This is a genomic window from Thermomonas fusca DSM 15424 (assembly GCF_000423885.1).
GTDB classification, from domain to species: domain Bacteria; phylum Pseudomonadota; class Gammaproteobacteria; order Xanthomonadales; family Xanthomonadaceae; genus Thermomonas; species Thermomonas fusca.
Map to the genome: position 1 here is coordinate 51,093 of NZ_AUIV01000009.1, position 23,613 is coordinate 74,705.

Genomic DNA, 23,613 nt, shown 5'->3' on the forward strand with positions numbered 1-23,613 from the left:
ACGGACTTTCCCGGGGTTACGCGCATGTTCGACTGGTGGTTCCGCATCAAGTTCTGGAAGCGCGTGGTGCTGGGCTTCGTGTTCGGTGCGCTGGCCGGCTGGGCGTTCGGCAAGGACGCGGAAACCTGGTTCGGGCCGATCGGCGACCTCTACGTCACCCTGATCATGATGATCGCGGTGCCGCTGGTGTTCTTCGCGGTGATCAACGCGGTGGCCTCGCTGAGCGGGCAGAAGTCGATCGCCGCGCTGGCCGGCCGCACCTTCGCCTGGTTCGCCTTCACCGCCGTGCTGGCGGTGGGCGTGGGCCTGCTGTTCGGCTGGATCATCCAGCCCGGCAGCGGCGTCGGCGTGCTGCAGATCGCCTCCGACTACAAGCCCAAGGACGTGCCGGGCGCGCTGGACATGCTGCTCAACCTGGTGCCGGCCAACCCGTTCCAGGCGCTGGGCGGCGCCGCCACCGCCAAGCTGGCCGACGGCACCAAGGTGCTGGTGCCGCGCAGTGGCACGGTGCTGCAGGTGATTTTCTTCGCAGGCCTGGTCGGCTTCGCGATGGTCAAGCTGGGCGACAAGGTCACGGGGGTGCGCAAGCTGGTGGGCGAAGCCAGCGACGTGATGATCCAGGTGACCCGCTACGTACTGGAGTTCACGCCATTCGGCACCTTCGGCCTGATCGCCGCGCTGGTGGGCGGCTACGGCTTCGAGCAGCTGCGCCCGCTACTGAACTTCGTGTTCGCGCTGTACGCGGCCTGCGCTTTCCACATCGTGGTGGTGTACGGCGGGCTGTTGCTGGCGCACGGGCTGAACCCGCTGAAGTTCTTCCGCGGCGCCGCGCCCGGCATGCAGGTGGCGTTCGTGGCCTCGAGCAGCTTCGCCGCGCTGCCGGTGTCGCTGCGCAGCGCCACCCACAACCTCGGCGTGGACAAGGACTACGCGGCGTTCGCGGTGCCGTTGGGCGCGACCATCAAGATGGACGGCTGCGGCGCGATCTACCCGGCGCTGGCGGCGGTGTTCATCTCGCAGTACGCCGGGATCGAGCTGTCGCTGTCGCAGTACCTGATCATCGCGCTGGCCTCGGTGCTGGGCAGCTTCGGCACCGCCGGCGTGCCCGGCACGGCGGTGATCATGGCGACGGTGGTGCTGAGCGCGGCCGGGCTGCCGCTGGAAACCATCGGCTACCTGTACGCCATCGACCGCGTGCTGGACATGATGCGCACCATGACCAACGTGACCGGGCAGATCCTGGTGCCGGTGCTGGTGGCGCGGGAAACCGGGCTGCTGGACCGGGACATCTACGAGGCCGCGCCCACCAATGTCGGGGTGCGCGAGGGCGACTTGGCCGACGCGGAGTGAGCGCCGCGATCAAGCATCGCCGCCGGCGAGCCGTTAAGCTTGGATGATGAGCGAAGTTTCGCCCCCCTCCGAGCTGGACGCGGCCGACCTGGACGGCTATTACGACAAGTTCTACGTCCACGACCTCGGCGAGATCCGCCACCACCTGCAGCGGCTGGCGGGCGAACGCTGTGCGCTGACGGTGCGCGCGGAAGGCAGCGACCACAGCATGGCGACCATGCTGCTGCGGGTGGACGAGGCCTCGCTGTGGATCGACGTGCCGTCCAGCCGCAAGCTGCTGGATGACTGGATGGGCGCGCACCTGCTGCGCATCGAAGGCAGCATCGACCGCGCCGCGCTGCGTTTTTCCGCCGGGCCGGCGTGGCTGGACAGCTTCGAGGACAAGCCGGCGCTGCGGCTGTCGTTGCCGGTGCGGATGCTGTATCTGCAGCGGCGCGAGTTCATGCGGCGCGAACCGCCCAGCGGCACTCTGGTCTGCCACCTGCGCCTGCCCGACGGCGGCCATGAGGTCCGGGCCAGCATCCGCGACATCGGCGGCGGCGGGCTGGCCATCGTTGCCACCCGCGCGGAAGCCACGTTCAAGACCGGCGACGTGCTGGAGGGCTGCCGGATCGAGCTGCCGGATATCGGCGAGGTGGAAGTGAACCTGCAGATCCGCCACGTGCTGACGCGCGGCCATATCGGCTACGACGCGGCGCAGGCCGGCTGCGAGTTCGTCGGGCTTACTCCCGCGGCGCAGCGCAAGCTGTTCCGCTACCTGATGCAGCTGGATCGCGACCAGCTGGCGCGCCGGCGCGGGCTGGAATAGCGCGGCAGGACAGGCATTTCCCGAACCCGCCGCTGGCGGGTTTTTTGTTGCCCGACGGACGCGATGGTCTGGTGAAGAAATGAGGCCGGGCTCCCTGAACATTCTGCGAAAGGGGGAAAAATCTGCACTTCCGGCGCTGTTGGGGGCGGCGTTTGGTGGGATTCCCGTCATCCACGCCTCGCCACAATCCCGAGGCAAGGCGGCGTTTTCAAGGCCACTGACCACGCACGAGGACATCGGGATGACTGCAACGCTGCGGCAGCAGGTGACGAGGACGACGGCAACCCGGTGGTCGGCGCTGCCGGTCGAGATTTCGGTGACGGAATGCGGCGACGGGCGCGACCCGCACGAGCTGGCGGTGCTGCATTGCGCGGCCGGCCGGCTGGCGGCGCTGTTCGGCGCCCGCCGGGTGGCGGCCGCAGCGCCGTTGCCGCCCTGCGGACGCTACTGGATTCCTTCGGCGACGCTGTCGCGGCGCGAGGCGTCGGCGCTGGGCGTCAGCGACGGCAGCCAGCTCTGGGGCGGGATCGTGCCTGCCGAATTCGTCGCCACCAAACTGGTCAGCCATCCGCGGTGGGGCCGGCACGCAGCGGCGCCGAAGGGCTGGATCGACATCATCGGCCTGGAGGACTGCACGCTGCCGGGCTGGTCGGTGTTCTGCCGCGATGACGCGTTGGCCGCCGGGCTGGAACTGCTGCGCGGCGGCGCGGTGCGCCTGAAGCACCCGCAGGCGCGCGGCGGGCAGGGCCAACGCGTGGTCCGCAGCGAAGAGGAACTGGGCAACTGGCTGGATGCGGCATCGCCGCAGTCGCTGCAGCAGGGGCTGGTACTGGAACGCGACCTCGCCGAATCGACCACCTTCAGCGTCGGCTTCAGCACCCTGCCGGGCGGGCATCGCATCGCCTATGTCGGCACCCAGCGCAACCTCATCACCCCGCAGGGCGTGGCCGGGTACGGCGGCTCGCGGCTGGAGGTGGTGCGCGGCGGCTTCGCCGAGCTGGAAGCGACCCTGCGCCCGGGCAAGGCGCGCGCTGCGGTGCAGGCGGCCAGCCGCTACGACGCGGTCATCCGCCACGCCTACGGGGTGGTGGCCAGCCGCTGCAACTACGACGTGATTGCCGGGGTCGATCGGTTGGGGCGGCGGCACCACGGGGTGCTGGAACAGTCGTGGCGCTTCGGCGGCGCGAGCATGGCCGAACTGCTGGCGATCGAACGCTTCACCCTGCTGCCGGGGCTGCAACGGGTGGTGGCCGAAACCGTGGAAAGCTTCGCCGGCGAGCGCGTCCCGGCGGGTGCGGTAATGACATGGCGCGGCGACGCGCGTTCGCCGTGCAAGTACGCGCGCATCGTCGAGGAGGAAAGCGCCGGCCTGGTGGCATGAGTCGCCGTCGCGCCCGCGCGGCGTGACATTTCCGCAACACCCGGCCGGGTACAACTGCAGCAGCGTGCCGTCCGCCATCGCCCGAGATCGCCGGCGGCGCCGCAGCATGTTCCCTTCCGGTACCCCCATGCCCGCTGCCGAGACCGACGCACCCTTGCCCGCACCACCGCCGCTGTCCGAGCATTGGGCCCTGTTCCTCGACGTGGACGGTTGCCTGCTCGAATTCGAGGACGATCCCGACCTGGTCCGCGTGCCGCCGTCGCTGTCGAGGCAGCTTGCGCTGATCGCGCAGCGGCTCGACGGCGCGCTGGCGCTGGTGAGCGGTCGCGGCATCGCCGGCATCGACCGGCTGTTCGCGCCGGCGCGGTTTCCGGCGGGCGGGCTGCACGGGCTGGAGCTGCGCGGCGCGGCCATGCCGCAGGCGGAGCCCGCGGCTGCGGTCGAGCCGGGGGCATGGGCCGCGGTGGTGGCCGATGCGCGTGCATGGCTGGCCGCGCATCCGCGCTCGCGGGTGGAAGACAAGGGCCGCGCGCTGGCATTGCACTGGCGCGCCGAGCCGGAAGCGGAGCCGCGCGTGCGCGCTTTCGCCGCGCTGGCGCTGGCACGGCTGCCGGGCTACCGGCTGCAGCCGGGCGATTGCGTGCTGGAGCTGCGGCCGGACGGCGCCGACAAGGGCGCCGCGATCGCGGCGTTCCTGGCCCAGCCGCCGTTCGCCGGGCGGCGGCCGGTGTTTGCCGGCGACGATCTCACCGACGAGCACGGCTTCGCGCTGGTCAACCGGCGAGACGGCATCAGCATCGTGGTCGGCAACCGCCGGCCGACGCTGGCGACACACCGGCTGGCCGACCCGGCCGCCGTGCGGCGCTGGCTGCAGGAGGCGGCATGAACGAAGACACTCCAACGGCGCAGAGCCTCGACCTTGGCGTGATCGGCAACGGCAGCTTCGCCGCGCTGATCGATGCGCGGGCGCGGGTGGTCTGGGCCTGCCTGCCGGCGTTCGACGGCGACCCGGCGTTTTGCGCGCTGCTGTCGCCACGCCAGCATCCGGGCGGCGACTTCGCCATCGAGCTGGAAGACTTCGAGCGTGCCGAGCAGCACTACATCGCCAATACCGCGGTGCTGCGCACGGTGCTGCACGACAGTCGCGGCGGCTCGGTGGAGATCATCGACTTCGCACCGCGCTGGCACCAGAACGCGCGCTTCTACCGGCCGGTATCGCTGGTGCGGCGGATCACCCCGCTGGCCGGCACGCCGCGCATCCGGGTGCGGGCGCGGCCGCTGGCGGACTGGGGCGCGCGCATCCCGGACAGCACCTGGGGCAGCAACCACCTCCGCTGGCTGCTGCCGCAGATGACCCTGCGCCTGACCACCGACGTGCCTGTCCGCTTCGTCCGCGAACAGCTGCCGTTCGTGCTGAACCACCGCCTGCACCTGGTGTTGGGGCCGGACGAGCCGCTGGCGCGCTCGATCGACGGCTACGTGGAGGAAGCGTTGAACCGCACCTTGGACTACTGGCGCGAATGGGTGCGCTACCTGTCCATCCCGCTGGAGTGGCAGGACGCGGTGATCCGCAGCGCCATCACCCTGAAGCTGTGCCAGTACGAGGACAGCGGCGCGATCATCGCAGCGATGACTACCTCGATCCCGGAGGCGCCGGGGTCGTCGCGCAACTGGGACTACCGCTATTGCTGGCTGCGCGACGCGGCCTTCGTGGTGCGCGTGCTCAACCGGCTGGGCGCGACCCGCAGCATGGAGGGGTTCCTGCGCTACATCTTCGACATCGCCACCCACGACGGCAGCCTGCAGCCGCTGTATGGGATCGCCTTCGAGACCGCGCTGCACGAGGAGGAAGTGGCGTCCCTGGACGGGTACCGCGGCTGCGGCCCGGTGCGGCGCGGCAACCTGGCCTGGCTGCAGAAGCAGCACGACGTGTACGGCAGCGTGGTGCTGGCCACAACCCAGCTGTTCTTCGACCAGCGCCTGGCCGATCCGGGCGACATCGCCACCTTCGCCCGGCTGGAGCCGCTGGGCGAGCGCGCGTTCGCGCTTCACGACGTACCCGATGCCGGCCTGTGGGAGTTCCGCGGCCGCGCCGAGGTGCATACCTACACTGCGGCGATGTGCTGGGCCGCCTGCGATCGTCTGGCACGGGTGGCGGCCAAGCTCGGTCTTGCCGAGCGCTCACGCTACTGGCGCGAGCGCGCGGACAGCGTCCGCGCCAAGGTGCTGGAACGCGCGTGGCGCGAGGACGTCGGCTGGTTCAGTGCCTCGTTCGACAGCACGTATCTGGACGCCTCGCTGCTGCTGCTGGCCGACATCGGCCTGCTGCCGGCCGACGACCCGCGCTATGTCGCCACGGTGGAAGCGATCGGACGCGAGCTCAAGCGCGGCGACGGGCTGTTCCGCTATGTCGCCGCGGACGACTTCGGCGTGCCGGAAACCAGCTTCACCATCTGCATGTTCTGGTACATCGACGCGCTGGCGGCGATCGGCCGCCACGACGAGGCGCGGCAGCTGTTCGAACGCGTACTCGCGCGCCGCAACCACCTTGGCCTGCTGTCGGAGGACATGGCCTTCGAGGACGGCGAGGCCTGGGGCAACTTCCCGCAGGCGTACTCGCATGTGGGCCTGATCATGGCGGCGATGCGGCTGTCGCGGCCATGGACGGAGGCGCTGTGAGCCGGCTGGTGGTGGTGTCCAACCGCGTTGCATTGCCCGGCGAAAGCGCGCCCGGCGGGCTGGCGGTGGGGCTGCAGGCGGCGTTGGCGGCGCGCGGCGGGCTGTGGTTCGGCTGGAGCGGCAAGACCGCGCGCGAGGGCAGCGGTGCGCTGCACGAGCAGACCGACGGCGGCATCCGGTACGTCACCCTGGACCTGTCGCGGCAGGACGTGGCGGCCTACTACAACGGCTTCTCCAACCGCACGCTGTGGCCACTGCTGCACTTCCGCCTGGACCTGGTGGACTACGCGCGCGAAACCCGCGCCGGCTACCGCCGGGTCAACGCGCTGTTCGCCGAGCGGCTGGCGCCGCTGCTGCGCGACGACGACACCGTGTGGATCCACGACTACCACCTGATCCCGCTGGCGGCGATGCTGCGCGAACGCGGCGTGGGTTGCCGGATCGGCTTTTTCCTGCACGTGCCGATGCCGTCGGCGGACATCGCCGCCTCGCTGCCCGACCACGCGCAGCTGTTCGGCGCGCTGTTCGCCCACGACCTGGTCGGCTTCCAGACCCGGCGCGATGCCGAGCGCTTCCGCAGTTACGCGCGGCTGTTCGGTGGCGCGACTCTCGTCGGCGATGATGGTTTGCGCCTGCCCGACGGGCGCAGCGTCCGCGTCGGCGCCTTCCCCATCGGCATCGATGCACGCCGGATCGCCAGCCAGGCTGCGGCTGCCGTGTCCAAGCCGGCGGTGCGCAAGCTGCGCGCCAGCATGGGCGGGCGCGAGCTGGCCATCGGCGTGGACCGGCTGGACTATTCCAAGGGCCTGCCGGAGCGCTTCCGAGGTTTTTCCCGTTACCTGGAGCGCTATCCCGAGGATCGCGGGCGCATGACCTTCCTGCAGATCGCGCCGGTCTCGCGCGGCGAGGTGCAGGAATACCGGCTGCTGCGCGACCAGCTGGAGGGTATCGCCGGCCACATCAACGGCACCCATGCTGACCCGGAGTGGACGCCGCTGCGCTACGTCAACCGAAACTTCGCCCATGCCACGCTGACAGGTTTCTACCGGCTGGCCGCGATCGGCGTGGTGACGCCGCTGCGCGACGGCATGAATCTGGTGGCGAAGGAGTATGTGGCCTCGCAGGACCCGGAGAACCCGGGCGTGCTGCTGCTGTCGATGTTTGCCGGTGCCGCCGCCGAGCTGGAAGGGGCGCTGCTGGTGAATCCGCACGATCTCGATGGGGTGGCCGACGCGTTCGCGCGCGCCGCGGCGATGCCGCTGGCGGAGCGGCGCGAGCGCTGGCGGTCGATGATGGCGCCGGTGGCGCGCTACGACATCCACGCCTGGTGCGAGGACTTCTTGGCCACGCTGCGCGCCGCGCCGCGCAGCTGAATCGCCCCGCGGGCCGCTAGCGGCCCTGCCCGGCGCGACGCTGCTGCTTGTCGTCGCGGACCTTGCCGGCGGCGATCATGCTGCGCGCACCGATGATCATTTCGGTCATCCACGCTTCCAGCACTTCGGTGTACTGGCGCTGCGCGGGCTTGCCGCTGAAACCATGGTCGGCGCCGGGGATCAGCCGGCGGGTCAGCGAGCGGGTCGAATGGAAGGCGCGCGCGTAGTTGTCGATGACCGCCTGCGGCAGGATCTCGTCGTGTTCGGCCTGCACCAGCAGGACATCGCCGGTGAAGGCCGCGCAGGCGCGCAGTACGCGGTTGTCGTCCGCGTCCACCTCGCGGCGACGGTAGCGGAACAGTTCCGGGTCGTCGTGCAGGCGTGCCTTCGGCAGGTCCCAGTCGCGGTCCAGGTACAGCGCCGGCGAACGCAGCGCCAACCAGCGCACCGGCCGCATTTCCGACAGCAGCGCCGTCAGGTAGCCGCCGTAGCTGACGCCGACCAGAGCGATGGCGCCGGCATCCACCTGCGGCTGGCCCACCAGCCAGTCGTAGGTGGCGCAGAGGTCGTGCAGGTTCTGCGCGCGGGTGATGGTTTCCTTGCGCGCCGCGTTGGCGCGGTGGCCGCGCAGGTCGAAGGTCAGGCATACGCTGCCCAGGCCGGCGAGCTGCTTGGCGCGGCTGAGATCCTGCTCCTGGTTGCCGCCCCAGCCGTGCACGAACAGGATGCCGGGCAGCTCCGGCCGCGGCGCCAGCAAGGTGGCATCGACCGCATCGTCGGGTTCGACCGCGATGGAAAACCGGTTGAGGTGGATGTCCATCGCCGAATCCGTTCGCGCCCGCCGTCACTTCGCGCCCAGCGGGGCGTCGCCGGCGCGCGTGCGGCAGCCATCATGCTGGTGCTGCATCGACATTCCCCGGGCAGCTGTGGGCGCAGCCGTCAGTGCGGCAGGCCCGGTTCCGAGACCTTGCTGACCACTTCCGCGGTCGCGCTGTCCTTGCCGGCCAACGCCAGGTCGGCGATCGACACGATGCCGGACAGGCGGCCGTCGTCGTCCACGATCGGCACACGGCGGATCTTTTCCGATTCCATCAGCTTGGTGCATTCCTGCAGGCTGGTATTGGTGTTCACCGTCTTGCACGGCGCGCTCATCGCGTCGCCGGCGATGCTGGAGGCTTCGAAATGGCCGGTGGCGACGATGCGCACGGCGACGTCGCGGTCGGTCACGAACCCGAGCGGCTTGCCTTCCATGTCCACCACCGGGATGCCGCCGCAGTCGTTGTCGATCATCAGCCGCGCCACCGCGTGCAACGGCGTGTCGATACGACAGAAGGCGGGGTTGCTGGTCATGATGGAACTCACGTTCTGCATGGGCGTACTCCTGCTGGGGGGCGTCACAGGATTGCGCGCCGCGGGTTGCAGCGGCGTGAACGTTGCAGCCCTTGTCGCGGCTTGTTCAGCGGGTCTTTCGCCGGCGCTTGCCGGGTGCGAAAACGCTGCGCGCGGAAGCAGCGGATGCACGCTTCCCTCACGGCGCACGACGGCCGGTAGCGTCGCGGACGCTAGCATGGGAGTTGCGGCAGTTGACCGGCAGCGGCCTGCATCGGATCAGCCCGTCGCAGCCGCATTGACCGCGCCTGCACACCGGCAGGCCTACAACCACTCTTCCCCCAAACCGCAGGAGAACCACCATGGCCAAGCAGGCAGAGAGCCGTCAGATCCACGAACTGTTGTTGCAGGCGCTGGAGACCGAGCGCGGCGGCATCCAGATCTATACCGCCGCCATCGAGGCCGCGCAGAACAAGGATCTGCGCAAGGAGTGGAAGCACTACCTGGAGCAGACCACCAACCACGAGCGCATCCTCACCGACGTGTTCGCCCAGCTGGGCATGGACACCGAGGAGATGAGCCCTGGTCGCGAAGTGGTGGCCGGGCTGGGCGCGGCGCTGGTGGATTCGATCAACGCCGCGATGGCAGCCGGCAACCCGGCCGCGGCCGAGATCGTCGCCGCCGAATGCGTGGTGCTGGCCGAAACCAAGGACCATCTGAACTGGGAGCTGATCGGCAAGGTCGGGGAGACCCGCGCCAGCGGCGCGAAGCTGCTGAAGCAGGCCTACGAGGAAGTGGAGAACCAGGAGGACGAGCACCTCTACCACACCAAGGGCTGGTGCCGTGAGCTGTGGATCCAGGCGCTGGGCATGCCGGCCGTGCTGCCGCCGCCGGAGGAAGTGAAGAAGGTGCAGACCGCCATCGGCGCGGCGCGCGCGGAGCACGCGCGCGACCAGATGATGTGATGCCGCGGGCGTGAGCCTCGTCGAATACCGGCGCAAGCGCGAGTTCTCGAAGACGCGGGAACCCGCGCCCGGTCGGTCCGCTGGGTCGGCAAAGCGCACCATCTTCGTGGTGCAGCTGCACCATGCCTCGCGCCGGCATTACGACTTCCGCCTGCAGGTGGGCGGGGTGCTGAAGAGCTGGGCAGTGCCGAAGGGGCCCAGCTTCGACCCGGCGGTGAAGCGGATGGCGGTGGAAGTGGAAGACCATCCGCTGACCTACGCCGGCTTCGAGGGCGACATCCCCAAGGGCCAGTACGGCGGCGGCCACGTCGCCCGGTTCGACGCCGGCTACTGGTCCACCGACGGCGACGCCCAGGCGCAGCTGGCCAAGGGCCATCTGCGCTTCGAGCTGTTCGGCGACAAGCTCAAGGGCGGCTGGCATCTGGTCCGCTCCAGCAAGCCCGGTCGGCAGGTGCAGTGGCTGCTGTTCAAGGACAAGGACGGCTACGCGGGCGCGCTGGAAGCGGACGACCTGCTGGGCGACGTGACCTCCGCGCCGGCCGCCGACATCAAGCGCGCCGGTGCAGGCAAGCCGGCCAAGGCGCAGCGCACCACGCCGCCGGCAGCGGCGAAACGGCGCCGCAAGCGCGACTGGTCGAAGCGCGCGCTGCAGCTGCCCGGGGCGAAGCCATTGCGTTTCCACGGCGGCTACTTCGCGCCGCAGCTGGCCCAGCTGGGTGATGCGCCGCCGGCCGGCGACGATTGGCTGCACGAGCTGAAATGGGACGGCTACCGCCTGCTGGTGGCGGTGGCCGATGGCAAGGCGCGGCTGTATTCGCGCAACGCGCTGGACTGGTCTCCGAAGCTGCCGGAGATCGTGGCCGCCATCGAGGCGCTGAAGCTCGGCGACGCCGCGCTGGACGGCGAGCTGATCGCCGGCAGCGGCAGCAAGGTCGATTTCAACCTGCTGCAGGCCACCCTGTCCGGCGACAGGAACGCCAGCCTGTCGCTGGTGCTGTTCGACCTGCTGCACCTGGACGGCGTGGACGTGTCCGGCGCGCCGCTGGTCGAGCGCAAGGCGCTGCTGGAGGCCGTTCTGGACACGCCGCCGCCGCACCTGGCCTACAGCTCGCACGTGCTGGGCGAGGGCGAGCGCGCCTGGCGGCTGGCCTGCGAACAGGACTTCGAAGGCATCGTGTCGAAGCGTGCGGACCGCGCCTACCACCCCGGCCGCTCGCCGGAATGGCGCAAGACCAAGCACGTGCTTGCCGACGAATTCGCGGTGGTCGGCTACAGCGCGCCGAAGGGCAGCCGCGTCGGCATTGGTGCGCTGCTGCTGGCCACGCCGGAAGGGCGCGGCTGGCGCTACGTCGGCCGGCTGGGCAGCGGCTTCAGCGACGCGCTGCTGCTGCAGCTGGCAAAGCAACTGGGCGAAGGCCAACGCGAACCGACCGCGCGGGTGGAGGTGGGCGATCCCGAACTGCGCCGCGCGCGCTGGGTCGCGCCGCAGCTGGTGGTGGAAGCGAACTATCGTGGCATCGGCGGCAACGGCCTGCTGCGGCAGGCCTCGCTGAAGGCGATGCGTGCCGACAAGACCGCAGCCGACCTGCACGACCGCGACCGCGCGCCGGCTTCCACGGCGAAGACCGAGGGCAAGACCATGGCCAGCAAGAAGGCAACGGAAGAGGCGATCGTCGTCACCCATCCGCAGCGGGTGGTGTTTCCCGACGACGGCATCCGCAAGCAGCAGGTGTTCGACTACTACCGCAGCATGCTGCCGTGGCTGCTGCCGGAAATCGCCGGCCGCCCGCTCTCGATCGTGCGTTGCCCGCAAGGCGCGGCGCGGCCGTGCTTTTTCCAGAAGCACGGCGGCGCCGGCATGCAACAGGTGGACAGCCTGCGCCTGCGCGAGGAGTCCGGCGCGCAAGAGGACTACCTGGTGGTGCGCGATGCCGCCGGCCTGCTGGAGCTGGTGCAGTTCAACGCGCTGGAGTTCCACCCCTGGGGCGCGCAGGCCGCCGATCCCGAGCGCGCCGACCGGCTGGTGTTCGACCTCGATCCCGGCCCGGACGTGGCGTGGAAGGAAGTCGTCGCGGCGGCGCGCACGCTGCGCAAGCGGCTGCAGGAACTGGGCCTGGCCAGCTGGCTGCGCACCTCCGGCGGCAAGGGCCTGCACGTGGTGGTGCCGCTGCGGCCGGCTTTCGCATGGCCGCAGGCGAAGGCGTTCGCGCACGGTTTCGCCGAGGCGCTGGCGGCTTCCGAGCCGCTGAAGTTCGTCGCCACCGCGTCCAAGCAGGTGCGCAAGGGCCGGATCTTCGTGGACTACCTGCGCAACAGCCGCGGCGCCACCAGCGTGGCCTCGTTCTCTCTGCGCGCGCGCACCGGCGCGCCGGTGGCGATGCCGATCCGCTGGGAAGAGTTGGGGCGGCTGAAGGGCCCGGCGCAGTTCACCCTGCGCAACGCGGCGGCGCGGATGCGGCGGCTGCGCGCGCATCCGTGGGCCGGCATCGACGATGTGCAGCAGGACCTGTCGCGGATCGTCGATCCTGGCTGAGGCGCCGCTGCCGGCCATGCAGGGCGCGCGCCCGCCACATTCACGCCCTCAGCAGGCGGCGACGCGGCGCGCGCAGCGGTTGCACGGTAGCGCGCAGAAGCCGGAACGCTGAACAAGCTGCAACGGCGGGAAAAATCTGCGCTGAATGGGTGGTGTGCGCGCGAACCCTGTCGGCATCGATGGTGGGATGATGGCCGACTAGGGAAACCGGCAGGATGGAGCGCACATGCGTGATCTTCTTGGACTGCGCGTACTCGTGGTGGAACCCGACAGGACGCTGGCCTTCGTGCTGGCGGATGCTCTGACCCTGGCCGGCGCTCGCGTCGTGGCGATGTGCTCGAACCTGAGCGAAGCCGCGCGCGGACGCGAAACGCCGCAGGCGCTGGTGGTGGGCACGCGCTCGACCGGGAACCCGGAAGCCGCCGCGCGCGATGCGCAACGCTGGGGGCTGCCTTTCCTGCTGACCTGTGACCGGCCGGTTTCGGTGGGCGACGCGCGCAATGCGCGCTGCCTGACCAAGCCGTTCTGCTACCACGACCTGGTGGAGGGCCTGATCGACTGTGCGTTCGCCCACGACGCGCCACGGTAGCGGGCGAAAGCCGGATTGCGGCATGGCATCGCCACGCCGAAACGTGCTGGCTGCGGCGCGCGGTAGTGCATTCGTGGGCGGCGTGATCGGCATCGATTCAGCTGCGTGAGTGAAACCGGGCGGGCGTTTAACCACCTCGCGAGAGAATCACCGCCATGGTCGATGCAATGGCGAGAATCCTGATCGTCGATGACGATCCCGACTTCGGGGAATGCGCGGCGGCCTTTGCCGCACAGCAGGGATGCGAGGTGATCCTGGCGCCGACGCTGGCGCAGGCGAGGGAAGCCCTGGCGCAGCGGATGGATCTGATCCTGCTGGATCTGCACCTGCCCGACGGCAGCGGGCTTGACCTGCTGCAGGACATCGACCTTGCCCAGCAGGGCAGGATCGTGGTGCTCACCGGGCACCCCTGCCTGGACAGCGCGCGCCGCGCGGTGTCAGAGCCGATCGTCGAATACCTGCTCAAGCCGCTGCCGGCGGAGCGGCTGATTTCGATGTTCGCCCATGCTGCGGAGAACGCGCGCACCATCGCTTCCGACCAGCAGCTGATGCGGACCGGCTTGCTGGGGCGTTCGCGCCCGCTGCGCGAAGCGGTGGCGACCCTGCTGCGGATCGCGCCGACCGATGTGTCGGTGCTGCTGACCGGAGAAAGCGGCACCGGCAAGGAGCTGGCCGCGAAAACCCTGCACGAGGCCAGCGGCAACCGCGGCGCATTCGTCGCCCTGAATTGCGGCGCGGTGCCGGGTGAACTGCTGGCCAGCCAGCTGTTCGGCCACGAGCGCGGCAGCTTCACCGGCGCGATGAACCGCCACATCGGCGTGTTCGAGCAGGCCGAGCACGGCACCCTGTTTCTCGACGAAATCGCGGAGATGCCGCCGCAGCTGCAGGTGTACCTGTTGCGCGTGCTGGAAACCGGCTGCATCACCCGCGTTGGTGGCAGCGACGACATCCGCGTCCCGGTGCGGGTGGTGGCCGCGACCAACCGCGACCCGCTGGAAGCCGTAGCCGAAGGCCGGCTGCGCGAAGACCTGTACTACCGGCTGGCCGACATCGCCATCCACATGCCGCCGCTGCGCGATCGCGACGACGACGTGCTTCTGCTGGCGCGTGCGTTCATCGATCGCCTGAACGCGCGCTATGGCCAGCGCAAGCGGCTGGCGCCCGGCTGCGAGCGGGCGCTGCTGCGGCACCTGTGGCCGGGCAACGTGCGCGAGCTGCGCAGCGCGGTGCAGCGCGCCTACCTGCTCGAGCCCGGCAACCAGGTGATGGTTGGGCCGGCGTCCGCGCAACAGGCGGTGCTGCGAGAAACCGATACCAGCATCGTGTTCAGCATCGGCACCACCATGGCCGACATGGAGCGCCGCATGCTGCTGAAGACGCTCTCGCATTTCGACAACGACAAGACCGCGGCGGCGCGCGCGCTGGGCATCAGCGTGCGCACGGTGCACAACCACCTCGCGCGGATCGCCGCCGAGGAAGGCCGGCCCGGGTGCGACCAAACGATGGCATAGCCGGCCTTTCCGCCGCAGCACGGCGCGAACACGCGCTGCGCAATGCCTTGAGCGTGCTGGAACTGTCGCTGTCCATCGCCCGCGATGCGCTGGAGCATGACGATGCCGAGCGCGCGGTGGAATTCATCGCCCGTGCGGAGCAGGCCAGCCGGCAATGCCGGCAACTGTTCGCAGTAAAGCCCGCGCGTGGCGACGGGCATTGCACGCCGGCCTGACACAACTGCATCGCGCGGAAGGAATTGCCCGCGCAGTTTTCGATCGAAGTCCTGAAAGCCGCGGCCGCACTGGGTTCCGCAGCTGGCACGGCGCTTGCGTAGGTATTGATGCGGGCCGTCGTGGCCCGCGCCATCGCAAACACAAGGAGGACACCGTGCGCAATTCGATCCCCAGCGGACATTCGACCACCACCGGCACCGGCGAACTGAAAGCGGTTGCCAAGGAGGCGTGGGACGTGGGAGCGCACGCCTTGCACGCGGCGGGCAATTGGCTCGACAACATGAGGGCAATCAGAATGAAAGACCGCAACCAGGACAACCACGGACAGGATCGCGCACGTGCGCAGGCCGGCTATCGCAACGGCATGACCGGCAACGGCAATCGCCTTGGCGGGCGCCAGGAATACGGGCAACAGAGCCAGGGATTTGGCGAGTCGGCGTCCTCGGACATGCGCGGCGAATTCGAGCAGCGGCATGCGCCGTGGCGCGAACAGGGTCTGGGCAGTGGCGACTATCCATACGACCAGCACGGCAATCGCGCCGAGGCCCGCCACGGCGGCTACGGCATGGACGAGGCCGAGCGCACCTACGGCCGCGAGCAGGAGCGCGGCAGCGGATTCGGCAGCAGCCAGCAGTACGACGACATGCGCGGCGGCCCGGGTGGCTCCGCCTATCAGGGCTCCGGCTATGGCCAGGAGTACGCGCAGCAGGGTTATGGTCAGCAGCAGGGTCGCGGTTTTGCACAGCAGGGTTATGGCCAGGGCCGCTATCCGCAACAGGGCTTCAGTCAGGAGCAGGGCCGCAGCTACGCGCAGCAGGGCTACGGCCAGGGCAGTTATCCGCAGCAGCAGGGCTATGGCCAGGGAAGCTACGCGCGGCAGCAGGGCTACGGCCAGGGCAGCTATCCGCAGCAGGGCAGCTACGGCTCGCAACAGGACCATGTGTATGGCCGGGAATACGGCGAACAGGGCGGGATGCGTTCGGGTTCCAGCTACTGGGGCCAGCAGTCCGGCCAGAGCCGCAGCTTCGAGAGCCGGCGCGGCCTGGGGCCGAGCAGCTACACCCGCAGCGACGAGCGCATCCGCGAGGATCTGAACGAACGCCTGATGGACGATGACTTCGTCGATGCCCGCAACATCACGGTGGAAGTGCAGAACGGCACCGTGAACCTGAATGGCAGTGTCGATGAGCGCTGGGAAAAGCATCGCGCCGAAGACCTGGCCGATGGCTGCAGCGGCGTGCGCGAAGTGCGCAACAACATCCGCGTTGCGTCCGGTGCGTCGGCATCGGCGTCAGCATCCAGCTCGTCTTCGCAGTCGGACCCGCGCGCGGCATCGAACGCGTCGAACACGACCACCGGCAACAAGAACGGCAGCAGCACCAAGTCGTCGGGCGGCGGGTCGGGCTCGCTTTCGTGAGCGCCATGAACAGCGGCGCGTGCAGGTCCTGCGCGTCAACGCGGATTTTGCGCGCGACGACCACGGGCAGGACGCGCAGAACCGCATGGGAGCGCGCTCCACCGGTTGGCCCGCAACCTGCATAACTCAACATGCCCATGCGCAAGCAGGGCAATCCGATCCGGAACAACAAGGAGCAAGGACATGCCGAACAACAACCCCACCGGTAAGAACCAGCACACCGACAACGACCGGAACCAGGGCATGAAGAACGCCGGCACCAACGAGCGCTCGGGCCAGCACCAGCGCAGCGCCGGCTCGCGCCCGGACGAGCAGCAGGGCAGCAACAAGGGCCGCAGCGACAGCGACCTGAACAACGACAGGCGCGGCAACCGCTGAAGCGGCCCGCCAACCTCCCCCTCACGGGCAGAACATGAACAAGAATCTGGACGAAGCGCTCGAAGACAGTTTCCCGGCCAGTGACCCGCCGGCGTTCACCTCGTCGGTCGCCGCCACCGCGGCAAGCGACGTACTGCCCGCAAGCACGGACGATGCAGCCAGGGACGGCAGGGTTCACGTGTATCGCATCGTCGAGGACAGGAAGTCCGCCCAGGCCTTCAGCGGTGCCGAAGGCGCCGCTGAGGGTCGCTGGACCAGCCGCGAGAGCCCGGCGATCTATGCATCGTTGTCGCCGGCCGGGGCGATGCTGGAATTCATGGCCCATCTGGAAGGCCGTACCCCGCAGTCGCTGATGCTGGCGGTGGCCAGCCTGCCGGTGCAGGACGTCCTGGTACAGGGCGAACTGCTGGCGGACTGGGACCAGCGGCCCTATCGCGAACACGTGCAGGCCATCGGCGATACCTGGCACAAGTCCGGCAAATCGCTGGCGCTGCGCGTCCCCAGCGCGCTGTGTCCGGACGAATGCAACATCCTCATCAATCCCGATCACCCGCATTTCGCGCAGATGGTGGTAATCCGGCTGCTGCCGGTCACCGTGGATGAGCGCATCCGCATCTGAATTCCAGCGCAAGGAGGCGCACATGGCAGGCTTTCGCCGCTTTGCCCAGACCACATCACGCTGTGCAGGTCACCCCGTCGCCTTCGGCATCGCCGCGGGCGCAGTGTTGGTGTGGGCGATTTCCGGGCCGATGTTCGACTACTCCGCCGAATGGCAGCTGGTGATCAACACCGGCACCACCATCGTCACCTTCCTGATGGTGTTCCTGATCCAGAACGCGCAGAACCGCGACACCGAAGCGATCCAGATCAAGCTGGACGAATTGATCCGGGCGGTGAAGGACGCGGACAACGCGATGATGGACCTGGGGCGGATGGAAGAAGCCGAGCTGGAGGCGCTGCGCCAATACTACGAACGGCTGGGGCGCAACGCCGGCTGCGCGCTGGAAAAACGCCGCGGCAAACCAGCGGAGTGAACACTGGGCGGACGCCTCCTTCACGGGGCGTCGTGCACCTTCAACGCAACGGAAGAACCGGTGATGCAGCCATGACCAGCCGAGCAGACGCCACTGCGCACCGCCAGCGCAAATTGCAGGCCGAGGCGGACGCCGCGCCCCGCAAGAAGGCTGCGAAGAAGACCGACGGCGGCAAAAAGAAAGCGGTGCAGGCAGGCACCCGCCGGCAGCCGCAGAACCCTATGCCGGCGCAGCACCTGCGCAAGCCGGGCAAGGAGGCCGATCTCGAGCTGCAGCCGCGCTGGCAGGCGCCGGACTACGTCGGCAGCGGCAAGCTGGACGGCATGGCGGCGCTGGTGACCGGCGGCGATTCCGGAATCGGCCGCGCGGTAGCGGTGCTGTTCGCGCGCGAGGGCGCCGACGTGGCCATCCTCTACCTCAGCGAACACGACGACGCAAAGCAGACCTGCGCGGCGGTGGAAGCCGAAGGGCGCCGCTGCATCGCCATTCCCGGCGATGTCCGCGACAGCAGCTTCTGCGAGCGCGCCGTCGAACAGGTGCGCAAGGCCTTCGGCAAGCTCGACGTGCTGGTCAACAACGCCGCCTTCCAGCTGCACGCAGAGCGTATCGAGGACATCGACGACGCGCGCCTGCAGGAAACCCTGCAGACCAACATCGCCGGCTATTTCCACATGGCGCGCGCGGCGGTGCCGCACCTGCCGCGCGGCGGCAGCATCATCAATACCGGCTCGGAAACCGCGCTGTTCGGCAGCCCCAAGCTGCTGGACTACTCGGCCACCAAGGGCGCCATCCACGCGTGGACGAAATCGCTGGCCAGCCACCTGCTGGCGCGCGGCATCCGGGTCAACTGCGTGGCGCCGGGCCCGGTGTGGACGCCGCTAAACCCCGCCGACAAGTCCGCAAAAGAGGTGGCGAAGTTCGGCGCAGACAGCGACATGGGCCGGCCCGCGCAGCCGGAGGAAATCTCGCCTGCATTCGTGTTCCTCGCATCTCCCGTCACCGCCTCCTACGTCAACGGCGTGGTGCTGCCGGTGATGGGCGGCCCGCGCGGCTGAAGGGGGGTCACGACGATGCCACGTCCGATCTGGTCCGGCTCGCTGTCCTTCGGCCTGCTCAATATCCCGGTGCAGCTGATGGCGGGCACCCGCACCACCGACCTGTCGTTCCGCATGCTGGACGCGCGCGACAAATCGCCGATCCGCTACGAGCGCGTCAACGCCGAAACCGGCGAGGAAGTGCCGTGGAAGGAGATCGTCAAGGCGTTCGAATACGACAAGGGCAGCTACGTGGTGCTGGAGCAGGAGGACATCCGCTCGGCCGCGCCGGAAAGCCATGACGCCATCGAGGTGGAGGCGTTTGTCGACGTCGATGCGATCGGCCCGCAGTATTTCGAGAAACCCTATGTGCTGGTGCCGGCGAAGAGGGCGGAGAAGGGCTATGTGCTGCTGCGCGAAACCCTCAAGCGCACCGGCCGCATGGGCATCGCCCGCATCGTGATCCGCACCCGCGAAAACCTGTGCGCGCTGTTGCCGCAGGGCGATGCGCTGCTGCTGGTGATGATGCGCTACCCGCAGGAACTGGTGGATGCCGGCGACTACGCGCTGCCGGCCGGGCAGGCCGGCGATTACCGGATCAGCCCGCGCGAGCTGGAAATGGCCGAAGCGCTGATCGCCTCGATGGAAAGCGAATGGAAGCCGGCCGGCTACCGCGACGAGTTCCGCGCGGGCCTGCAGAAGGTGATCGAAAAGCGCATCAAGGCCAAGGGCGGCAAGGTGCGCAAGTCGCTGGAAGAACCCGCGCTGCGCGATGACGCCACCACCAACGTGGTCGACTTCATGTCGCTGCTGCAAAAAAGCATCGACGCCAAGCGCCGCACGCCGGCGTCCAAGGCGGTGGCCCGCAAACCAGCCAAGACCGCCAGCAAGGCCGGCAAGCCCGGCAAGGCGGCAGCCGCAAAACCGAAGCCGGCCAAGCGCGCGGCCAAGTCCAGGACGGCGCGCTGAGACGCCACCACACCCGCCAAAGGAGATGGCATGAACAGCCTGTGGACCAGCACCAGCAATACGCGCTCGGGTTTCGAGTCGCTCAAGGGCACCGAAGTCGCGGATGTCGCCGTGGTCGGCGGCGGCATCACCGGCGTGACCACCGCGTTGCGGCTGGCCGAGGCGGGGATGTCGGTGGCGCTGGTGGAAAGTGCGCGGATCGGCGCCGGCAATACCGGGCGTTCCACCGGCAACCTGTACGCGACGCTGTCGCATGGGCTCGCCACCCTGCTCGGGAAATGGGGTGAGGAAACCCTGCGCAGCGTGGTCCGCCTGCGTGGCGAAGCGGTGGCGCAGATCGCCCGCGACGTGGAAACGCTGCGGCTGGACTGCGACTTCGAACGGGTGGACCTGCACATCGGCCTGGAGCAGGAAGCCGGCGACGCCCTGCAGGCGCTGCGCGAGGAGTTCGCGGCGCTGGCGCTGGCCGGGCTGGCGCCCGACTGGGTGGAACCGCCGCTGGCGATGGCGTCCGGGCGGATGCTGAGGATCCGCGGGCAGGCGCAGTGCAACCCCTGCGCCTACGTGCAGGCGCTGGCTGCGCAGGCGCAGCGTCGCGGCGCACGGCTGTTCGAGGAGACCCGGGTCATCGACATCGATGCCAGCGACGGCCGGGTGCGTACCACCGACGGCGAAATCAGTGCTGGCGCGATAGTCATTGCCACCCATTCGCCGATCGGTTTCAACCTGGTGCAGGCCGAAATGCAGCCGTGCATCGAATACGGCATTTCGGCGCGGGTGGAAGCCGGCGCGATGCCGTCCGGGATCTTCTGGTTCCGCGATGGCGAACATTCGCTGCGCCGCTATCGGCACGCCGGCGTCGAGCACCTGGTGGTGATCGGCGAGCCGCACCGCACCGGCGAGCAGGAGCCAGAAGCGGTCCGTCTGGAGCGCCTGCGCGGCTTCGCCCGGCGCCATTTCGGGGTGGAGACATTCGAACACTGCTGGTCGGCGCAGCAGCTGCGTTCCGCCGACGGGCTGCCGTACATCGGCCGCAGCGCGCACGACAACGTGTTCATCGCCACCGGCTTTGCCGCCGACGGCTTGACCTGGGGTACGGTGGCCGCCGGGCTGATCCGCGACCTGGTGCAGGACAAGGGCAATCCCGCCGTCGACCTGCTGTCGCCGCGGCGGCTTACCCCGGTGAAATCAGCCAAGGGCTGGGCCGAGGAAAACGCGGCGGTGGTCAAGCACCTGGTGGGCGACCGGCTGCGGCAGGTGGAGCCGGCATCGCTGTCGTCGGTGGCGCCGGGGCAGGGCAAGCTGGTCGATCACCAGGGCAAGACCTTTGCGGTCTATCGCGCTTCGGACGGCACCCTTACCGTGCTGTCGCCGGTCTGCCCGCACCTGCGCTGCCACGTGGCGTGGAACCCGGAACAGCCGGGCTGGGACTGCCCCTGCCACGGCAGCCGCTTCCATCCCGACGGCCGCGTGCTGGACGGGCCGGCACTGTCGGACCTGGAGCGGCTGCGGCTGGAGGACGCCCGGTGAACTCCGCGGCGCCGCGCATGCAGGCCGGCCACGATGCGCCGGCCGGCGCGCGACGCTTGCGTCGCCTGCTGCTGGATGCGCAGTGCAGCGGCTGTGTCGCCAGCCTGCTGTCCACGCTGGTGGTGTCGCTGTTCAGTCATCTGCGTACCGGCCATGCCGCGGCCGGCACCAATTCCGCCAGCCAGTGGATCTGGTATCCGCAGGCGCGTTCGCGCAGCGCGGCCTCATGGCGGCATACCGGCATCGGCTATCTCATCCACCACGCCAGCTCGGTGTTCTGGGCAGTCGGCTACCAGCTGCTGCGGCCCGCCGAAACCGACCGTCGCGGACAGGTGCTGCGCGCCGCCTCGATCGCCGCCGTGGCTTATTGGGTGGACTACAAGGTGGTGCCGCGCCGGCTCAGCCCGGGCTTCGAAGGCAAGATCGGCGCGGCCGGGATGTGGGCGACCTATGCCGTGTTCGGCGTCGGACTGGTGCTGGGCAGCCGGCGCCGGTCGCGGAGCGGCAATTGTGTGGGCGCGCGGTCGAAAGCCTGACATGGGGCGCCGGTGACTTTGCGCGCGGGGGCGCCGAAGCGCGGGCTATGCGGGGACCCGCGACTTGCGCCGCTGCGCGCGCAGGAAGCGCAGGGTGGCGGCTTCCCACTGGCGTTCCCCGGTGGCGCCGCGGACATGGCGCTGCAACTGCGCGCTGCGCCAGGCCGCGAACACGCGCGGGTCGATGTAAGCGCTGCGGCATACCGCGCGGGTATTGCCCAGGGTGGCCGCCACCTGTTCCACCACCGCGTTCTCCAGCGCGGCCAAGCTGCGCTCGCTGGCGGCATCGCCCTCCGGCAGCGGGGTGGCGGCCAGAGCCCGGAATGCCAGCGCGGTGGCGCCCCAGGTGCGGAAGTCCTTGGCCGAGAAATCCTCGCCCATCGCGTCCTGCAACCAGCGGTTGACGTCGGCGGAACTGACCGGCCGGAAGCGCCCGGCCTCGACATACTGGAACAGGCGCTGGCCGGGAAGCTGCTGGCAGCGCCGGACCAGCCGCACCAGCCGCGCATCCGTCAGCGGCACTTCCTGCGACTGCCCCGACTTGCCGCGGAAGCGGAAGCGCAGCCCGCCGCTGCGCACCGCCTGCACATGCCGGTTGCGCAGCGTGGTCAGGCCGTAGGAACGGTTGCTGGAGGCGTATTCGTCGTTGCCGACCCGGATCAGGGTGGTGGCCATCACCGCCACCACCATCGCCACCACCTTGTCCTTGGGAAACCCCGGCCCGGCCAGCGCCCTGCGCAGCGCCCGCCGCAACTGCGGCAGCGCGGCGCCGAACGCGATGACGCGTTCGTGCTTGTCGTGGTGGCTGCGGCTGATCCACGCCGGGTGGTAGCGGTACTGCTTGCGGCCCTTTGCGTCGCGGCCGGTGGCCTGCAGGTGGCCGCGCGGGTCATTGCAGATCCACACGTCGGTCCACGCCGGCGGAATGGCCAGCGCGCGAATCCGCGCCAGGGTCTTGGCATCGCGAACGCGTCGGCCGCCGGCCGACAGGTAATGGAAGCGGGTGCGGCCTTGCCTGCGGATGCCGGGCAGGGCGTCGCTGACATGGCGCAGGCGCGCGCCCCCGCTCATCCCGCGGCGCCCCTGGCCAGTGAACTGGCGCCAGTGCCGCCGCGCCGGTCGGGTGGCAACAAGCAGGCGCGGGCAAGCCGGCCGCTCACTTGCGGGCGAGCCCGAACGGATCACGTCTGCCGCTGCTTGCCGCCACTTCCGCGTCGCAGGTATGCCGCAGCAGGTGCATCGCCGCGCGCTGCAGCGTCTGCGTGCGCGCGGCCGTGCAGTCGCCCGGCACCCACAGCCGGTAGCTGCGCATGTGCGCGTCCAGTGCGGTGGCCAGCACGCAGGAATCGGTGGCGATCCCGGTGATCGCCAGTCGCTCGACGCCCAGCTGCTGCAGCAGGATCGGCAACGCGGTGGCGCGAAATGCGGAATGCTTCGGCTTCAGCACATGGTAGTGGCCGGGTTCCGGCGTCAGGCCTTTCGCCAGCCGCGCCGATGCCCCGCCGCGCTCATGGCAGGACGCCACCAGTTCCGGAAAGCCGCCCTGCTAGTGCGTCCAGTTGTCGTTGGCATAGATCACCGGGCAGCCGGCCGCATCGAACCGATCGCGCAGCGCACGCAGCGGCGCGCAGATCGCGCCAGCCGCGGTGGCAAGCGGGCGCGCGCCGTCGAAGGCGAAATGATTGATCACGTCGACGATGAGCAGCGCGGATTCCGGCATGCCCAAAACGCTCGCACGAGCGCCGTCAACGCGGGTTGAAGTGCGCCGGGTCGGGGGCGGTTGCGCGGGCACAAACGAAAACGCCCAACTGCGGACAGTTGGGCGCCGAATTTGGTGGCTCGGGACGGAATCGAACCGCCGACACGGGGATTTTCAATCCCCTGCTCTACCAACTGAGCTACCGAGCCAAGCTGTGTTGCGAGCCGCGCATGATACGGATCGCCGGCCGGTTGGGCAACCCATTTTCGAGGCGGGGGCCGC

24 protein-coding genes and 1 tRNA gene are annotated in these 23,613 nt (G+C 69.4%); 19 read left to right on the top strand and 6 right to left on the bottom strand.

All coding sequences use genetic code 11. The features are described 5' to 3' along the window. Positions 1 to 24 precede the first annotated feature (24 nt). The 6 genes from G582_RS0104960 (at position 25) to otsA (ending at position 7,591) form a co-directional block, all read left to right on the top strand. The gene (locus G582_RS0104960; protein ID WP_028838887.1) at positions 25 to 1,350 is read left to right on the top strand and encodes a dicarboxylate/amino acid:cation symporter; all 1,326 of its coding nucleotides are present in this window, start codon (positions 25 to 27) and stop codon (positions 1,348 to 1,350) included. 46 nt (positions 1,351 to 1,396) lie between these two features. Beyond that, positions 1,397 to 2,158 carry a flagellar brake protein gene (locus tag G582_RS17150; protein WP_051246736.1) on the top strand — a complete coding sequence of 254 codons (762 nt, stop codon included), beginning with the start codon at positions 1,397 to 1,399 and terminating at the stop codon, positions 2,156 to 2,158. A gap of 241 nt (positions 2,159 to 2,399) precedes the next feature. Then, positions 2,400 to 3,539 (top strand): DUF3182 family protein, encoded by a 1,140-nt coding sequence (locus G582_RS0104970; RefSeq protein ID WP_051246739.1) that lies wholly within the window; start codon positions 2,400 to 2,402, stop codon positions 3,537 to 3,539. 127 nt (positions 3,540 to 3,666) lie between these two features. Further along, complete coding sequence (otsB, locus tag G582_RS0104975) at positions 3,667 to 4,425, top strand: trehalose-phosphatase (RefSeq protein WP_028838889.1); 759 nt, start codon at positions 3,667 to 3,669, stop codon at positions 4,423 to 4,425. Next, positions 4,422 to 6,218, top strand: coding sequence for a glycoside hydrolase family 15 protein (locus G582_RS0104980; protein WP_028838890.1), 1,797 nt, complete (start codon positions 4,422 to 4,424; stop codon positions 6,216 to 6,218). The genes otsB and G582_RS0104980 overlap by 4 nt, the downstream gene beginning before the upstream one ends. Then, the gene (gene otsA / locus G582_RS0104985; protein WP_028838891.1) at positions 6,215 to 7,591 is read left to right on the top strand and encodes an alpha,alpha-trehalose-phosphate synthase (UDP-forming); all 1,377 of its coding nucleotides are present in this window, start codon (positions 6,215 to 6,217) and stop codon (positions 7,589 to 7,591) included. The genes G582_RS0104980 and otsA overlap by 4 nt, the downstream gene beginning before the upstream one ends. A gap of 16 nt (positions 7,592 to 7,607) precedes the next feature. Here the strand turns inward: otsA and G582_RS15580 are convergent, their stop codons facing one another. Beyond that, positions 7,608 to 8,411: an alpha/beta hydrolase family protein gene (locus G582_RS15580; RefSeq protein ID WP_038052984.1), complete on the bottom strand. Its 804-nt coding sequence runs from the start codon at positions 8,409 to 8,411 to the stop codon at positions 7,608 to 7,610. A gap of 119 nt (positions 8,412 to 8,530) precedes the next feature. Then, positions 8,531 to 8,962, bottom strand: a complete 432-nt coding sequence (locus G582_RS0104995) for a CBS domain-containing protein (protein ID WP_028838892.1) — start codon at positions 8,960 to 8,962, stop codon at positions 8,531 to 8,533. Positions 8,963 to 9,282: 320 nt separating this feature from the next. Between G582_RS0104995 and G582_RS0105000 the strand changes: the two genes are divergently transcribed. The 13 genes from G582_RS0105000 to G582_RS15605 all read left to right on the top strand — a co-directional run bounded on the left by G582_RS0105000 (position 9,283) and on the right by G582_RS15605 (position 21,632). Next, the gene (locus G582_RS0105000) at positions 9,283 to 9,885 is read left to right on the top strand and encodes a hypothetical protein (RefSeq protein ID WP_028838893.1); all 603 of its coding nucleotides are present in this window, start codon (positions 9,283 to 9,285) and stop codon (positions 9,883 to 9,885) included. Positions 9,886 to 9,895: 10 nt separating this feature from the next. Beyond that, the gene (gene ligD, locus G582_RS0105005) at positions 9,896 to 12,418 is read left to right on the top strand and encodes a DNA ligase D (RefSeq protein WP_028838894.1); all 2,523 of its coding nucleotides are present in this window, start codon (positions 9,896 to 9,898) and stop codon (positions 12,416 to 12,418) included. A gap of 226 nt (positions 12,419 to 12,644) precedes the next feature. Beyond that, positions 12,645 to 13,007, top strand: coding sequence for a hypothetical protein (locus G582_RS0105010; RefSeq protein ID WP_156880275.1), 363 nt, complete (start codon positions 12,645 to 12,647; stop codon positions 13,005 to 13,007). 167 nt (positions 13,008 to 13,174) lie between these two features. Continuing rightward, positions 13,175 to 14,518, top strand: coding sequence for a sigma-54-dependent transcriptional regulator (locus G582_RS0105015; protein WP_028838896.1), 1,344 nt, complete (start codon positions 13,175 to 13,177; stop codon positions 14,516 to 14,518). A gap of 47 nt (positions 14,519 to 14,565) precedes the next feature. Next, complete coding sequence (locus G582_RS17850) at positions 14,566 to 14,733, top strand: hypothetical protein (protein ID WP_156880277.1); 168 nt, start codon at positions 14,566 to 14,568, stop codon at positions 14,731 to 14,733. Between the two features lie 155 nt (positions 14,734 to 14,888). After that, complete coding sequence (locus G582_RS17155) at positions 14,889 to 16,151, top strand: BON domain-containing protein (RefSeq protein WP_051246744.1); 1,263 nt, start codon at positions 14,889 to 14,891, stop codon at positions 16,149 to 16,151. Positions 16,152 to 16,334: 183 nt separating this feature from the next. Beyond that, positions 16,335 to 16,529 (top strand): hypothetical protein, encoded by a 195-nt coding sequence (locus G582_RS0105030; protein ID WP_028838897.1) that lies wholly within the window; start codon positions 16,335 to 16,337, stop codon positions 16,527 to 16,529. 34 nt (positions 16,530 to 16,563) lie between these two features. Further along, complete coding sequence (locus G582_RS15590; RefSeq protein WP_051246746.1) at positions 16,564 to 17,148, top strand: RES family NAD+ phosphorylase; 585 nt, start codon at positions 16,564 to 16,566, stop codon at positions 17,146 to 17,148. 22 nt (positions 17,149 to 17,170) lie between these two features. Continuing rightward, positions 17,171 to 17,563 (top strand): low affinity iron permease family protein, encoded by a 393-nt coding sequence (locus G582_RS17855; RefSeq protein ID WP_038053025.1) that lies wholly within the window; start codon positions 17,171 to 17,173, stop codon positions 17,561 to 17,563. A 71-nt stretch (positions 17,564 to 17,634) separates the two neighbouring features. Continuing rightward, the gene (locus tag G582_RS15600; RefSeq protein ID WP_051246749.1) at positions 17,635 to 18,618 is read left to right on the top strand and encodes an SDR family oxidoreductase; all 984 of its coding nucleotides are present in this window, start codon (positions 17,635 to 17,637) and stop codon (positions 18,616 to 18,618) included. Positions 18,619 to 18,633: 15 nt separating this feature from the next. Then, positions 18,634 to 19,566, top strand: a complete 933-nt coding sequence (gene ku, locus G582_RS0105050; RefSeq protein WP_028838898.1) for a non-homologous end joining protein Ku — start codon at positions 18,634 to 18,636, stop codon at positions 19,564 to 19,566. A gap of 30 nt (positions 19,567 to 19,596) precedes the next feature. Then, positions 19,597 to 21,096: an FAD-dependent oxidoreductase gene (locus G582_RS0105055; protein WP_028838899.1), complete on the top strand. Its 1,500-nt coding sequence runs from the start codon at positions 19,597 to 19,599 to the stop codon at positions 21,094 to 21,096. Further along, the gene (locus tag G582_RS15605; RefSeq protein ID WP_156880279.1) at positions 21,093 to 21,632 is read left to right on the top strand and encodes a hypothetical protein; all 540 of its coding nucleotides are present in this window, start codon (positions 21,093 to 21,095) and stop codon (positions 21,630 to 21,632) included. The genes G582_RS0105055 and G582_RS15605 overlap by 4 nt, the downstream gene beginning before the upstream one ends. 45 nt (positions 21,633 to 21,677) lie before the next feature. On the opposite strand, the gene G582_RS15610 is transcribed toward G582_RS15605, so the two are convergent. From G582_RS15610 to G582_RS0105075, 4 genes are all read right to left on the bottom strand, one after another. After that, entirely contained in the window at positions 21,678 to 22,703 is a 1,026-nt protein-coding gene (locus tag G582_RS15610; protein WP_051246755.1) for a DNA topoisomerase IB, read from the bottom strand. 85 nt (positions 22,704 to 22,788) lie between these two features. Beyond that, a complete protein-coding gene (locus G582_RS15615) occupies positions 22,789 to 23,157 on the bottom strand; it encodes a cysteine hydrolase family protein (protein WP_248642687.1) in 369 nt (122 codons plus the stop codon). A gap of 21 nt (positions 23,158 to 23,178) precedes the next feature. Then, a complete protein-coding gene (locus G582_RS18415; RefSeq protein ID WP_248642689.1) occupies positions 23,179 to 23,352 on the bottom strand; it encodes a cysteine hydrolase family protein in 174 nt (57 codons plus the stop codon). Between the two features lie 112 nt (positions 23,353 to 23,464). After that, positions 23,465 to 23,540 (bottom strand) — tRNA-Phe (locus G582_RS0105075). Positions 23,541 to 23,613: the final 73 nt, after the last annotated feature.